Origin of the sequence: Halorubellus amylolyticus (assembly GCF_034808145.1) — an archaeon.
Classification (GTDB): domain Archaea; phylum Halobacteriota; class Halobacteria; order Halobacteriales; family Natrialbaceae; genus Halorubellus.
On sequence record NZ_JAXHGM010000001.1, the window covers coordinates 114439 to 128259 of the forward strand.

Annotated in this window: 15 protein-coding genes; 6 read left to right on the top strand and 9 right to left on the bottom strand. The window is 69.1% G+C overall.

Translation table 11 applies throughout. The features are described 5' to 3' along the window. Positions 1-758: 758 nt before the first annotated feature. Both SM754_RS00595 and recJ read left to right on the top strand, forming a co-directional pair. On the top strand, positions 759-2060 hold the full coding sequence (locus SM754_RS00595) for a DUF2332 domain-containing protein (RefSeq protein WP_323674278.1): 1302 nt from the start codon (positions 759-761) through the stop codon (positions 2058-2060). Between the two features lie 60 nt (positions 2061-2120). Next, on the top strand, positions 2121-3533 hold the full coding sequence (recJ, locus tag SM754_RS00600; protein ID WP_323674279.1) for a RecJ family nuclease: 1413 nt from the start codon (positions 2121-2123) through the stop codon (positions 3531-3533). 137 nt (positions 3534-3670) lie between these two features. Here the strand turns inward: recJ and SM754_RS00605 are convergent, their stop codons facing one another. Then, positions 3671-4807 (bottom strand): substrate-binding domain-containing protein, encoded by a 1137-nt coding sequence (locus tag SM754_RS00605; RefSeq protein ID WP_323674280.1) that lies wholly within the window; start codon positions 4805-4807, stop codon positions 3671-3673. 220 nt (positions 4808-5027) lie between these two features. Further along, positions 5028-5630, bottom strand: coding sequence for a metal-dependent hydrolase (locus SM754_RS00610; protein ID WP_323674281.1), 603 nt, complete (start codon positions 5628-5630; stop codon positions 5028-5030). A gap of 64 nt (positions 5631-5694) precedes the next feature. On the opposite strand from SM754_RS00610, the gene SM754_RS00615 reads away from it, so the two are divergent. Both SM754_RS00615 and SM754_RS00620 read left to right on the top strand, forming a co-directional pair. After that, a complete protein-coding gene (locus SM754_RS00615; RefSeq protein ID WP_323674282.1) occupies positions 5695-6315 on the top strand; it encodes a DUF2238 domain-containing protein in 621 nt (206 codons plus the stop codon). A gap of 147 nt (positions 6316-6462) precedes the next feature. Next, the gene (locus SM754_RS00620) at positions 6463-7170 is read left to right on the top strand and encodes a TVP38/TMEM64 family protein (protein ID WP_323674283.1); all 708 of its coding nucleotides are present in this window, start codon (positions 6463-6465) and stop codon (positions 7168-7170) included. 133 nt (positions 7171-7303) lie between these two features. Here SM754_RS00620 and SM754_RS00625 read toward each other — a convergent pair whose 3' ends face one another. The 7 genes from SM754_RS00625 to SM754_RS00655 all read right to left on the bottom strand — a co-directional run bounded on the left by SM754_RS00625 (position 7304) and on the right by SM754_RS00655 (position 12582). Beyond that, positions 7304-7951: a DUF2270 domain-containing protein gene (locus SM754_RS00625; RefSeq protein WP_323675233.1), complete on the bottom strand. Its 648-nt coding sequence runs from the start codon at positions 7949-7951 to the stop codon at positions 7304-7306. 217 nt (positions 7952-8168) lie between these two features. Next, on the bottom strand, positions 8169-8579 hold the full coding sequence (locus tag SM754_RS00630) for a helix-turn-helix domain-containing protein (RefSeq protein ID WP_323674284.1): 411 nt from the start codon (positions 8577-8579) through the stop codon (positions 8169-8171). A gap of 82 nt (positions 8580-8661) precedes the next feature. After that, the gene (locus tag SM754_RS00635; protein WP_323674285.1) at positions 8662-9708 is read right to left on the bottom strand and encodes a sulfite exporter TauE/SafE family protein; all 1047 of its coding nucleotides are present in this window, start codon (positions 9706-9708) and stop codon (positions 8662-8664) included. Between the two features lie 2 nt (positions 9709-9710). Further along, positions 9711-9860, bottom strand: coding sequence for a DUF7512 family protein (locus SM754_RS00640; protein WP_323674286.1), 150 nt, complete (start codon positions 9858-9860; stop codon positions 9711-9713). Between the two features lie 592 nt (positions 9861-10452). Beyond that, positions 10453-10929 carry a DUF6691 family protein gene (locus tag SM754_RS00645; RefSeq protein WP_323674287.1) on the bottom strand — a complete coding sequence of 159 codons (477 nt, stop codon included), beginning with the start codon at positions 10927-10929 and terminating at the stop codon, positions 10453-10455. Next, entirely contained in the window at positions 10926-11396 is a 471-nt protein-coding gene (locus tag SM754_RS00650) for a YeeE/YedE family protein (protein WP_323674288.1), read from the bottom strand. The genes SM754_RS00645 and SM754_RS00650 overlap by 4 nt, the downstream gene beginning before the upstream one ends. Before the next feature lies 1 nt (position 11397). Continuing rightward, entirely contained in the window at positions 11398-12582 is a 1185-nt protein-coding gene (locus SM754_RS00655) for an MBL fold metallo-hydrolase (RefSeq protein ID WP_323674289.1), read from the bottom strand. Between the two features lie 259 nt (positions 12583-12841). Here SM754_RS00655 and SM754_RS00660 point away from each other — a divergent pair, with 259 nt between their 5' ends. Beyond that, the gene (locus SM754_RS00660; protein WP_323674290.1) at positions 12842-13087 is read left to right on the top strand and encodes a sulfurtransferase TusA family protein; all 246 of its coding nucleotides are present in this window, start codon (positions 12842-12844) and stop codon (positions 13085-13087) included. A gap of 1 nt (position 13088) precedes the next feature. Further along, positions 13089-13697, top strand: a complete 609-nt coding sequence (locus SM754_RS00665) for a DsrE/DsrF/DrsH-like family protein (protein WP_323674291.1) — start codon at positions 13089-13091, stop codon at positions 13695-13697. Positions 13698-13821: the final 124 nt, after the last annotated feature.

Consider the following 13821-nt stretch of genomic DNA (forward strand, 5'->3'; position numbering starts at 1 on the left):
GACCACAAACCGCGTTCGACTGGCTCGCTCGACGACGCACCCGTCCGACCGCGTCGGCGAGCTCCCCGGCGCCCCGCCAGCAGCTCGCGGTCGTCAACGGCTCCGCCAGCTGCTCGCGGTCGTCAACGGCTCCGCCAGCTGCTCGCGGTCGTCAACGGCTCCGCCAGCAGCGTCGGCGCAACCGTCAGCGCCCCCGCCAGCAGCCCCGACCGGGCGCGCGTCGCGGGCACGACGGTCCCCGACCCGTCGTCCCCGTCTCCCGGGGGCGACGACCACTCCCAGAACCGTTCCCGAGGCCGCCGCCGCAGACAACGCCCACGCGACGGTTCCCGTGTGTGCGAGGCCGCGAACGCCGCTCACCGGTCCCCCCACCTTCGGTCCGACCGACGGACACACGGGACGGTGCCTCTGGGTCGACCCCTGGGACCGTCCGCGAGCGCCCCGGTGACGACCACGGCCACGGCGATACCCCGCGTGCACGTCCGAGACGCGCGGAAACCGGTCGGTCACGCTCGCATCGTGCGACGACCTCCCGAACCAGCCACAGTCCGTGCGAACCGACCACAGGTCTCCTAAGCCGACCGTAATCCGCATCGAACCGGCCGCAGTCCTGTGATTCTCGTTCTCGCCTGGCGGCGACCGACCGACGGGCGTCTGACGCTATCAACCGCAATCGACGATACGAAACCGGTCTAAGGCCGTCAACGACGACCGCGACGAGACGGGGTTTCACGTGCATTCCGAGCGACGACCGACATATGCCAGCCGACGACGACGCCGCCGTCGCCGCCGAATTCGACGACCTCGCGGGATGGTGCGAGGACTCCTCCCCGCTCTACGAGCGCCTCTGCGCGATTGCCGCCACCGACGCGTTCCTGCTCGACGTCGCCGCCGACCACACCCCCGGCCAGCCCGCCCCCCAGCTCCTGCTCGCCGCCATCCAGGCGGCACTGTTCGCGAGCGACGACGCCGACGACCCCGGAACGGTCGACGGCTCGCTCGCCGCGTACTACCCCTCGGTCGTCGACGACGCCCGCGACCCCGACGACGCGCTCGCCGACGCCGTCCGCGCGTTCGTCCGAACGAACGAGACCACCGTCCGCGACCACGTGCGCTCGCGGCGCGTCCAGACCAACGCCGTCCGACGATGTAGCGCGCTCTACCCCGGGTACGCGACCGTCGCCGAACGCGTCGACGCCCCGCTCGCCATCCTGGAGGTCGGGTCGAGCGCCGGCCTGAACCTGAACTGGGACCGCTACCGGTACGCCTACCGGAGCGAGCACGAGGACGCGGCCGGCGACGACGTCCGCGAGCACGTCGTCGGAGACGCGGACGCTCCGTTCACCGTCACCAGCGACCTGCGCGGCGACGCCGTCCCGCCGCTCCCCAGCGACCCGCCCGCGGTCGCCGGCCGCGTCGGCGTCGACGTGAACCCGCTCGACTCGACCGAACTCGTGGACGCACGGTGGCTGCGCTCGCTCGTCTGGCCGGAACACCGCGACCGGCGGCGCGTCCTCGACGGCGCGCTCGCCGTCGCCCGAGACCACCCGCCCGACGTCGTCGAAGGAGACGCCGTCATCGACCTCCACGCCGTCGCCGACCACCTCCCCGCGGACGCACCGCTCGTCGTCGCCCACAGCCTCGTCCTCTACCAGTTCGACGACGACGCCCGCGAGGCGTTCCACGACGCCGTCGCCGCCCTCGCCGCCAAACGCGACGCACCGACCTACCACCTCGCGGGCGAACGCCCCGACCCCGACCGCGAGAACGGCATCCAGTTGCGACTCGCCCGCGTCGACGCTACTGACTCCCGAGCCGTCGACGCTACTGACTCCCGAGCCGTGGAGACTGACTCCCGAGCCGTCGACGCTACTGACTCCCGAGCCGTCGACGCTACTGACTCCCGAGCCGTCGACGCTACTGACTCCCGAGCCGTCGAGAGCGAGCACCTCGGGACGTTCGAACAGCACGGGGCGTGGGTCGCCTGGCGGGACGCGAACGACCGCACGGATGCCCCCGAGAACGCCGACGGTCAGGCGGTCGTCCACGAGGACGTCTGACCGCGTCACCGGGACCGCGGACCCGGGAGTTTAACCCCGAAGCCGCGACTACATCGAGTGATGGCAGGTCCCGTCCCCGAACTCGAAGCGCCCGCGGCGGCGTGCGCGGCCCGTATCCACGTCGCCGACCGCGTCCTCCTCGCGTCGCACATCGACGCCGACGGGCTCACGAGCGCCGCGGTCGCCTCCACGGCGCTCGCGCGCGCGAACGTCGCCCACGAAGTCGTGTTCAAGAAGCAACTGGACGAGACCGAGATTGCGAGCATCGCCGCTCGCGACGAACGCGTCGTGCTGTTCACGGACTTCGGGAGCGGCCAGCTCGACGTCATCGCCGAACACGAAGCACGCGGGGAGTTCGTGCCGATAATCGCGGACCACCACCAGCCCGCGGACGCCGACACCGAGTTCCACCTGAACCCGCTGCTCGTGGGGTTGAACGGCGCGACGGAACTCTCCGGGGCCGGCGCAGCGTACGTGCTCGCTCGCGCGCTCGAACCCGACGGCGTGGACAACCGCGACCTCGCCGCGCTCGCCGTCGTCGGCGCCGTCGGCGACATGCAGGAGTCCGGCGGCGAGCTCGTCGGCGCGAACGCCGGTATCGTCGACGAAGGGGTGGCAGTCGGGTCACTCGACACGGCGAAGGACCTCGCGGTGTACGGCAAGCAGACGCGCCCGCTCCCGAAGCTCCTGGAGTACGCGAGCGACGTCTCGATACCGGGAATCACGAACGACCCCGATGGCGTCCGGCGGTTCCTCGACGACGTGGACGTGGACTGTTACGGCGACGGCGACTGGCGGACGTGGGTCGACCTCTCCATGGCCGAACGCGAGGCGGTCGCGAGCGCGCTCATCCAGCACGCCATCCGCCGGGGCGTGCCCGCGCGCCGCATCGAGGAGCTCGTCGCGACGTCGTACACGCTCCCGAACGAACCCGAAGGGACGGAACTTCGGGACGCGAGCGAGTTCTCGACGCTCCTGAACGCCACCGCGCGGTACGAGCGGGCGGACGTCGGCCTCGCGGTCTGCCTCGGCGACCGCACCGGCGCGCTCGAACGCGCCCGCGAACTCCTCCGGAACCACCGCCGGAACCTCAGCGAGGGCGTGACCTTCGTCGAGAACGAGGGCGTCACGCACGAGGACCACGTCCAGTGGTTCGACGCGGACGACCGCATCCGCGAGACCATCGTCGGCATCGTCGCCGGGATGGCGCTTGGCGCCGACGGCGTGGCGCGGGACCGCCCCATCCTCGCGTTCGCGAACGAGGACGACGAGCACGTGAAGGTGTCCTCGCGCGGCACGCACGCGCTCGTCCGGGACGGCCTCGACCTCTCGGTCGTCATGAAGGAGGCGTCGCGCGCGGTCGGCGGCGACGGCGGCGGGCACGACGTCGCCGCCGGCGCGACCATCCCGCGCGGCGAACGCGAGGCGTTCGTCGCCGAAGCCGACCGGATCGTCGGCGAGCAACTCGGCTGACAGAGCGACGTCCGAGCTATCGCTCGGCGGTATCGTGCGTCGAAAGAGAGGTGCGGGCGGTGGTGGCAGGGTGACGTGGGATGACGCGTGGTGGCGCGACGACCGACGCCCGCGAGTCGGTCGGGGTGCTCGCCTACTCAGTTCGAGGGTTCGGGGAGCTTGGCCATCTGCTCCTCCTGGCGGCGCTTGCCGAGCGCGAAGTAGTTGTTTGGCTTGACGAAGGTGTCCTGGCCGAAGTCGCTGAGGACCATGCGGATGACGGCGGCCTCCTGCTCGCTGGTGCCCTGCCACGTGTAACAGTGGAGGTCACGGCTGAGGGGGTACGCCGTCGAGTCCAGGCCGTTCTGGTCGTCCTGATAGCTGTAGGTGGTGCCCTCCCACTCGAGGGCGATGGGGGCGAGGCCGTCGGTGTCGATGAACGCGAGCGCGAGGTAGCTGATGGCGTTGTCGGCCTGCGCGATGGCCTGTGCGAGCCGCTGGTTCTGGCCGAAGCGGTTCGCGACGGAGGTGTCCTCCTCGGGGTTGCCGAAGACGTTGCTCACGAAGCTGGTACGCGTCCCGGAGCCCTTGACGCGGCCGAGCACCTGGATCTCCCTGTCGGGGCCGCCGAGCTCGCTCCAGTTCGAGATGCGGCCCTTGTAGAGGTCCTTGAGCTGGTCGCCGGTGATCTGGTCGACGCCGGCGTCGGCGATCTCCTGGGAGACGACGAGGGGCTGGCCGTCGACGCCGACGACGTGGTCGACGAAGTCGTCGTAGGAGTCGCGGTCGGGGAGCTCGTCCTCGACGTTCCCCGAGGAGTTCCCGATGTCGTGCTGGCCGTTCATGACCTTCTCGACGCCGGTCCCCGAGTGCGACAGGCCGACGGTGAACTGGAACGCCGGGTCGCCGTCCTCGCCCTCGAAGCCGTAGAGGCCGCCCCAGTAGTCGGCGAGGTTCTCGTCGGTGTCGATGCCGTACTCGCCGTGCGGCCAGTACTCAGTGTCGTCGGCGGGCCGGTTCGCGTTCCAGTACGACGCCGCGGTGTTCATGATGGGGTAGACCGTCGAGGAGCCACCGGAGGTCAGCGTTCCGGGACCCGTCGACGAGGAGTCGCTCCCCGAGCCGTCGCTCTGGGACGTCGTCGACTCGCCGCCCGAGGAGTCGTCGTCCGCTTCGGTCTCGCTCCCGGAGTCCCCCATACAACCGGCGACTGCGGTGACGCCGGCGACGCCAGATGTGGCGATGAACTTCCGCCGCGATACGACGTCAGCAACCCGCTGTGACTTGTCGGCCATCACTGGGTACTCGCTCCATATCAAGTAAAGCGGTTTATAATAGGGGTACAGGTGGTTCAGAGTGCCATATTGGGGTCTTAGCACTATGCCCGGTTCTGACTCGAACTGGGGGACTCGTACCGGAACTAGCTGGTTCCTATCGGCACTGCCGCCACCCAACCGATGGTGTGTGGTACTGACACATGGATAGACGTGGGAGGCGTCGAACGGTCGCGGCGTCTCAGTCGTAGAAGCGCTCCGGGACGTACGGCGCGACCGGGGCCGGGAGCGCGCGAGCGACCGACGCCCAGAGCGCCGCCAGGCGCTTCCGAAGTGCGACGTACGCCACGGACACCGCGAGGACCGCGGCGACGAACGCCGGAATCGGGTCCGGGAGCGTCGTCGCGGGCATCACGGCGAGCACGCCGGCGAGCCCGAGGTCGTGAGGCGACCCGTCGTAGGGCACGAGCCGACGCGGTTCGAGCCACGCGCCGTGGTAGTGACTGTAGACCGCGCGCTCGCTCCCCGCCTCCCACGGCCGGAGCTCCAGGCCACCGCCGAAGACGTCCATGCCGGCGTGCAGTGCCGCTGCCGCGAGGAACGTCGCAGCACCGACCGTCCACGTCGACGGCACCGCTACCGCTATCGCGACCGCCGGCGCCGCCACCACCCACCCGTACACGGGGTAGTGGAGCGTCCTCCGATGCCCGCGGTAGATGTCGAGGTCCGGTGCGACGCTCCCCGCGACGGCGGCCACCACCACGACCGCCGCGGACTCGGGTGCGACCACCGCGATCGCCGCCCCGAGGAACGCCCCAGCCAGCGCGTGTGTCGTCCCCATCATGGATGAGCCAGTACGAGCCGCGAGTATTTGCACCTTTTTGTCACCCCGTGTCGTACCCGAGGCCGTGAACCCCCTCCGCAGCGCGCTCCTGGACTCGCGAGCCGTCACGCGAGCCGCACGCGCCGGCATCGTCGCCGTCCTCGTCGCGGGCGCGTTCACGCGGAACGTCTCCGTCATCGTGAACGCGACCGGCGCACTCGCCGTATCCTACCTCCCCGGCGTCATCCGACGCGACCTCGACGTCCCGCTCCCACCGTGGACCGCCGCCTACGTCGCCGTCGCCGTCCTCCTGCACGGCGTCGGGATGGTCGCGCTCTACGACGACGTCTGGTGGTGGGATCACCTCACGCACGTCCTGTCGGCGACCGTCGTCGGCGGCGTCGGCTACCTCGCCGTCACCGCGTTCGACGAACACGACCGCCGCGTCCACATCCCACAGCCGTACCTCGGCGCGTACGTCGTCGCGTTCGCGCTCGCCGCAGGCGTCCTCTGGGAGGTCGGCGAGGAGGCGATGCGCGCACTCGCCATCGCCGCCGGGTTCGACCCCGTCCTCGTCGTGTACGGTCTCGAGGACTCCGTGCTCGACCTCGTGTTCGACGCCGCCGGCGGCGTCGTCGTCGCGCTGTTCGGCCACGGCCCTCTCGCGGAACCAGCGGGATACCTCGCCGATCGACTCCGCGACTGACCCCGTACCGGGCCGACGACGAGACGCGGTCGCCGGCACGTCACGGACGACCGGCCGTCGCCGGTACGTCACGGTCGACTCTCAGCCGCTGGCGCGTCGCGTTGGTCGGCACGTACGTTCAAGCGCCCGGGTTCCGAACGCCGAACCGTGTCGCGTTCACCTATCCTCGCGCCGGACGTCGACCGCGGTCGAGTCCTCGCGTACGCGGCGGCGCTCGCGGTGCTCGCCGCGGTCGTCGTCGCCGGACTCGACCGTGCGTTCGCCGACGTCGCGTCGCTCGACGCGCTCCGCGCGTTCGTCCTGTCGTTCGGCCCGGGCGCCCCCGTCGCGTTCGTTCTCGCGCAGGCGACGCAGGTCGTCGTCGCGCCCATCCCCGGCCAGCTGTTCGCGTTCCTCGCCGGCTACCTGTTCGGCCCGTGGCGCGGGCTCGCGTACAGCCTCCTCGGTGCGACCATCGGGACGTACGCCGCCGTCCGGATCGCGACCGCACTCGGTCGCGAGCACGTCGAACGGATCGTCGACGACGACGCGCTCGCCGACCTGGACGCGGTCGTCGAACGCCGCGGACTCCTCGCCGTGTTCCTCGTATTCCTCGTCCCCGGCGTCCCGGACGACGTCGTCTGCTTCACCGCGGGCCTCCTCGGACTCGACGCCCGCGACGTCGCCGTCGTCTCCGTCCTCGGCCGCGCCCCGGGCTACCTCCTCCTCACGACCGCCGGTTCGGGCGTCGCCACAGACGCGTACGCCACGACCGCGGTCCTCCTCGGGGTCACCGGCGCCGCGACGCTCCTCGCGTACCGCGAACGCGACCGCATCTACCGCGTGCTCGCCGACGACGATTCGGGCCCCGAGTAGCGACGCGCACGCGCTCGACGACGAGAACGGGCGAGCGCCGTCAGTGACGGTGGTCGGAACTGCGAGTGCGGTCGGTAGCGGTCGCCGGAACTGCGAGTGCGGTCGGTAGCGGTCGCCGGAACTGCGAGTGCGGTCAGTGGCGGTCGTCCCACGCCGAGAGGTCCTCGGTCCGTAGCTCCGCCTCCGCGTGCCACTCGCGCGGCCGGAACGACACCGCGAAGAGCGCGGCGTACGCGAGCACGACCACGGCGGTCGTCACGCGACCCGATACCGTCCCGATCGCGGCACTCGTCGGCCACGCCGCGGTCGCCATCACGGTCACGCGCACCACCCACGCGCCGACGAGCACCGAGAACAACGGGAGGTACACGCGCCGCAGGCGGTGCGCGAGCGCCTCCTCCGCCGATATCTTCAACGTCGGCTCGCGGTAGTCGTCGCTCAGGCGCTCGCGCCAGCGGTCGTCCCGGACCTGCTCTCGCGGGTCCAGCCCGTGCGCGATGACGTTCTCCTGGAGGACGCGCACCCGGCTCCGCCACACGTCGTACCCCCGGTACCGTCGCGCCTCGATGACGAGGAAGATACCGAGCATCACCGACCCCGCCAACAGGAGGTAGTGCGGGTGCCCGGGGCTGGAGAACGAGAACGTCAGGATCGCCGCGATGGTCGTCACCGCCCAGTTCGTCGTCCGGTCGAGGCGCTCGCGCCAGAACTTCATCCGGTGTATCTCGCCGCGGTACAGGTGCGCGAGCGACGACCCCGGCCCCATCTCCTCCTCGAACATCCCGCGGCCGATGTCGCGCGCCGCACCGACGGTCGGGTCCACGCCCCCGGCATCGCGGGTGTCCTCCTCGGCACCGCCGGCCGTCGAATCCGCCTCTCGGCGTGCGTGGTCGGCAGGCGACTCCTCCCGGCGTGCGTGGTCGGCGGAGGCGTCCGGCGGCGGCGAACCTGCGGCGTCCGTCGAGGTGTCTCCCGTCATCGAGCGGCGGCTCGACGAGTCACTCGCTGGCCGCGGTCGCTTCCTGCGCGGTGGCCTGCTCGTCGTACTTCTCGCGGAACTCGCCGATGAGCGTCCCCATCTTCGCGTACCACTCGTTGAGCATCGACTGCATGTCGTCCGCGACGTCGTCCGGGTTCACGGGCTTGTAGACGTGGTAGTACCCGCCCTGGTCGTAGTTCACCTGCTCCTGCTGGACGAACCCGGTCTGTTGGAGACGCTTGACGGCACGGTACGCCGTCGAGCGCTCCCGGTCGACGCGGTCGGCGACCTCGTCGACCGTCAGCGGCTCCGGGCTCTCCACGATCGTCATGTAGACGTCCCTGTCGAGTTCTTTCAGGCCGTGGATGCACTCCAGCAGCCCCTCGCACTCCATGTCCTGCTGGAGGTACTCCTGCATCGAGTTTGCCATCGTTGTCTCGTCTTCGCACTCCGCGCGTAAAAGTCTTGTTCGGTGTGTGCAACACCGCGCACGGGCGCCGACGGGCGCCCGGTCAGTCCGCGGTCTGCGTGGTCGGCTGCGTCGTCTCGGTCCGGAGCTCGCGGATCGAGCTCACGACGACCGCGCCACTCACGAGGAGCGCCGCGCCGACGATGATGGCGAGACTCACGAGGTCCAGCACGGGCATCTCGACGATACCACCGATCTCGCGGACCGCGACCGCGGTCGCGCCGAGCAGGAGCATCACGCCGAAGTACACCTTGATCTCGGACTCCTCGACGAGACTCGTCGCGGCCGCACCCATGCGAGCGCCGAGCGCGCTCCCGGCGAGCAGCGGCGCGACGATGGCGAGGTCGACCGCCCCGTCGATGGCGTACAGGAAGCTCCCGATACCGCCCGAGAACACGATCTCGAAGAGGTCGGTGCCGACCGCGACCGGGACGGGGACGCCGATGAGGTAGAACAGCGCGGGCATCCGGATGAACCCGCCCCCGACGCCGAGGAACCCCGAGAGGAGGCCCGTGAGGAACGCGACCGCGAGGATCATCCAGAGCGAGACGCGGACGCCACCGCGGAGCTTCATCATCGGCGGGACGCGGTACGACTGGATCTTCTTCGCGATGTCCGGGATGTCGTCGGCGTCCAGTTCCTCGTCGTCCGCCGAGGCGTCGTGACTCACGCCGCCGTCGCCGTCACCGCCGCCCTTGAGCGCGTTGTACGTGATGAACACCCCGATGGCGCCGAGCAGGAACACGTACGAGACGCTGACGACGGTGTTCGCGACCCCGATGTCCTGCAGCCAGTGCAGTCCGAGCTTCCCGACCTCGATGCCGGCGGTCGTGCCGGCGATCATCAGGACGCCGAGCTTGTAGTCGACCTGCCCGAGGTCGCGGTGCTTGAGCGTCGCGATGACGGAGGTCCCGAACACGAACGCGAGTCCGGACGCGACGGCGACGTCGGTCTCGTACCCCATGACGAGGAGCGCGGGGGTGACGAGGAACGACCCGCCCATCCCGAAGAACCCGAAGAGCAGGCCGATGAGGAGGCCGAAGCCACTGAACATCACGAGCAGCGAGAGGGCGACCCCGAACACCTCCATGGTCAGTCACCCCGCAGGAACGCGGTGAGCCGCCTTCCGAGTAGCTTCTCGAGGGCGCCGTAGCCCACGTAGAGCAGTACCGCCTCGAGCAGTACGATGCCGATGAGCGTCGCCCCGTCGACGACGCCCTGGGAGATCTCAATGCCGAACATCGACGAACACCTGCTTCAGTATTGTGTGGAGCATGGATTTCTGTGCAGTCGACCGTAGCCGACAACGGGCCTTAACGGTTTTGGGAAGAGCGTACAATACTATATCTCGCTACCCAACCCATCGCCATCCATAACTTACGCATGACTACACCCCCTGAACCCGACGACTCACTGACTATTCGACAGCCGGTCCGACCCCTGATGGCCCACGGCACCGCGCGCCCGAGCGAGAGGCCGACCGTCTCGGTCGCCCGAGCGACCACTGGCGCACGCTCGAGACTCACCCTGTGAACCAGCTACCCGCCGCGACGAACGGCACGACACCCGCCATCACGATAGTGGAATAATGGAACGACTGAAAAAGAGTGACCGAGACGGAGCGACCGGCGAAGCTCGACCGAGACGGAGCGACCGTGAAGGTCCGACCGACGACACGGCTCGACCGTTTCCGGGACACACAGCGACTCAAGCGGGTACCTGCGCCGAGCGCCGCGGCCGTCGAGGTGCAACGGGGCCCGAGGAACGCGTTCCGAGGCGGCGGTTCGCGGCGCGAAAAAATCGGACGAGTCGACGGACGTTCCCGGGGCTCCGGTCAGTCCGCGGTCGTCGTCCCCGCCTCCGCGTCGCTCGTGCTCCACTGACGCCAGAGCGCCTGCGCGTACGCGCCGACGAACATCGCACCGATCGCCCACAGGATGGTCAGGTTCCCGATACCGACGCTCGCGTACGCCGCCCCCGGACAGATGCCAGAGAGCCCCCAGCCGACGCCGAAGACGACGCCGCCCGCCAGGACGTTCCGGTCGAACGACTTCAACCGCCGAGCGTACTCGCGGCCCGTCAAGGGCGCGGACCGCCCCGTCTTGCTCAGGAGCCAGAACGCCGCACCCGCGACGATGCTCCCGCCGAACATCACGAACACGAGCCCGAAGTCCTCGAACTGCAGGAACTTCAGGACGACCTCCGGCTTCGCCATCTCGCTCACCGCGAGCCCGACGCCGAACACCAGCCCACCGACGAGGATGAGGAGGTTGAACAGCAGACCGCGGTCGTTCGGCTCGACCGCGCTCATGGCCGCACCCCCATCGCGAACACCAACTGCGCGGTCCCGACCGCGACCAGGAGGAACGTGGCGACGTTCACGAGCGACGTCTGCGAGAGCGACCCGACGCCGCAGACGCCGTGCCCGCTCGTGCACCCCTTCCCGACTCGCGTGCCGACACCGACGAGGAACCCGCCGACGACGAGCCGCCACGGCTCCACGCGCGTCGAGTAGCTGAAGTCACCGGTCACGTACGTGTACGCGGCCGCACCCAGGACGATTCCGAGCGTGAACACCACGCGCCAGTCGCGGGACGCGACGTACTTCCGGCGCTGGAACCGGTCCAGGTTCGAGGCGTACGACCACGTCGACTCCAGGAACGTGCTCGCACCCGCGATGATCCCGGTACCGACGTAGATGATGACGACGCCGAGCCCGACGAGCGCGCCACCGACCGCGTACTGCGCGATCCCGTTCGGGAAGAGAGTCTCGAGCATCCTACTCGGTCATCGCGTCCTTGCTGGCCGCGCAGTTGTTCGGCCCGAGCTCCAGCTCGAACGCCTCGTCGGCGTCCGGGTCCTGTTCACCGAGGTTCGTCGCGATGATGTCCTCGTAGTTCGCCGGCCGCGACGGCATGTCGCTGAGGACGAAGTCGACGAAGTCCTCCCTGTCCATCGTGAGCGCGCTCATCTCGTCGAACAGTTCCCCGAGCGTCGCGGTGTACGTGCCGTCCTCGGCAGGCGTTGCCGCGTCGGAGAAGTGCCCGGGGGCGACGACGACGTCGTCGTCGAACTCGCGGAGGGTCTGCAGGGAGTCGTACAGGAGTCGCGCGGCGTCGGGTGCGCCCTCGTCGCCGTCCTCCAGGTCCGGGCGCGCGACGCTCTCCGTGAACAGGAAGTCGCCGGTGAAGAGGGCGGCGTCGTCGACGAGGTAGCTCGTCATCCCGGTCGTGTGCCCGGGCGTGAACACCGCCTCGACGGCGACGTCACCGACGGTGAGTTCGTCACCGTCTTCGAGGACGACGTCGGGGTCGAACGCCGCGCCCCGGTCGAGGGACGCCTGCGGGTACGCTGCCTCCACCGACCCGACCTCGTCGGCGAGTTCGCGCGCGCCACTGACGTGGTCGGCGTGGATGTGGGTGTCGACCGCGTACGCGATCTCCGCGCCGTAGTCCGCGGCGTCGACGACGTACCGGTCGGTGAACTCGCGGAGCGGGTCGGCGACGAGCGCCTCTCCGTCGGAGACGACCATGTGGGACAGGCAGCCGCTCGAGGGCCGCTGGTACTGGAGGACGGTCGCGTCGGTGTCCGCGTCGACCTCGGTCGCGAAGTACAGGCGCGCCCACTCGTTCATGCCGCCGTCGAGGTTCAGGGCGTCGTAGCCCGCCTCGGCGAGCTGTGCGGCGATGTACTCGCTGGCCCCGCCCTTCGCGCAGACGACGACGACCGGGTCGCCGTCGGGCACGCGGTCGAGGAGGTCGTCGTCGATGTCGTCGAGGAACTCGAAGTACGGCACGTTCGCGACGTCGACGTTCTCGCCGTCGATGTGCCAGTCGTCGTACTCCGAGCTGGCGCGGACGTCGAGGAGTGTCACCTCGTCGTCGCGCTCGACCTGCTCGTAGAGAGTTTCGGCGTCGATGCTGTCGACGGTTGCGTCCGTCTCCGGGAACAGTTGCTCGCTCATCTTCGGTCGAGTGTATCCGACCGCCGCACTTAACGGTTTGGATAGTTGTACGCAACATCCACAATACTACTGTTCGGTTGGAGGGGCGTTCGTCTCGGTGTATGCACACGAACGCGCGCACCAATAAGCCTCAGAAGCCTCCTTTGGTCGCTTTTGGACGAGCGGAACCGATGCGAGGAACTCAATGGACTTCGGAAACGCCTACCAGACACCGTCAGATATTTAGTGTGCAGTGCAATATTGTGGGGTACACACAACGATGAGTGTAGACATCAGTGCCACCGAGACGCTCGACGTGAAAGGCGAGAACTGCCCGATGCCGGTCGTCAAGACCAAGCAGGCGATCGACGACCTCGCGGTCGACGACGTCCTCGAGGTCGTCGCGACCGACTCCGGCTCGATGAGCGACATCGCCGGCTGGGCGGACACCACGAACGGTGTCGAACTACTCGACCAGGTCGAGGGCGACGACCTGTACACGCACTACGTGCGGAAGACCGAGTGAGATGAGCACCGAGACCGACGCGACCGACACCGAGGACGCTGCCGCGACGGCCACGAGCGGCGTGGACCCCGAGACAGTCGCCGCGCTCGAATCCCGCATCGACGAACTCGAGGCCGAAATCGCGGACGTCCGCGCGGACGAGGGCGACGACCAGGGGAAGATGGTGATCATCGCGACGAAGGGGACGCTCGACATGGCGTACCCGCCGCTGATACTCGCTAGCACCGCCGCGGCGTTCGGCTGGGACGTCACCGTCTTCCACACGTTCTGGGGACTGGACATTCTCCACGAGGAGCGCTCGCAGAACCTCCAGCTCAGTGCTGTCGGGAACCCGAGCATGCCGATGCCGAACGCGCTCGGCGCGCTTCCCGGCATGGATCGACTCACGACGAAGATGATGGAGAAACGCATCGCGGACAACGACACGGCGTCTATCCAGGAGCTCATCGACACGAGTCTGGACATGGGCGTCGAGTTCCAGGCGTGCCAGATGACGATCGACCTCATGGACTACGACGAGGACGACTTCTTCGACGGCGTCACCACCGGCGTCGGCGCCGCCAGCGCACTCGGCGATATGGGAGACGCCGACGTCCAGCTCCTCGTCTGAGCCGCCCGGACCTCTCGAGAACTCGTTCTTCCGTCCGCAGCACCCATAGCAGCGGCGTCGCGGTGCCCCCGCCCATCACGACGCCCACCGGATTTCGTATCGCGATATGTGATTTATGCTGTGG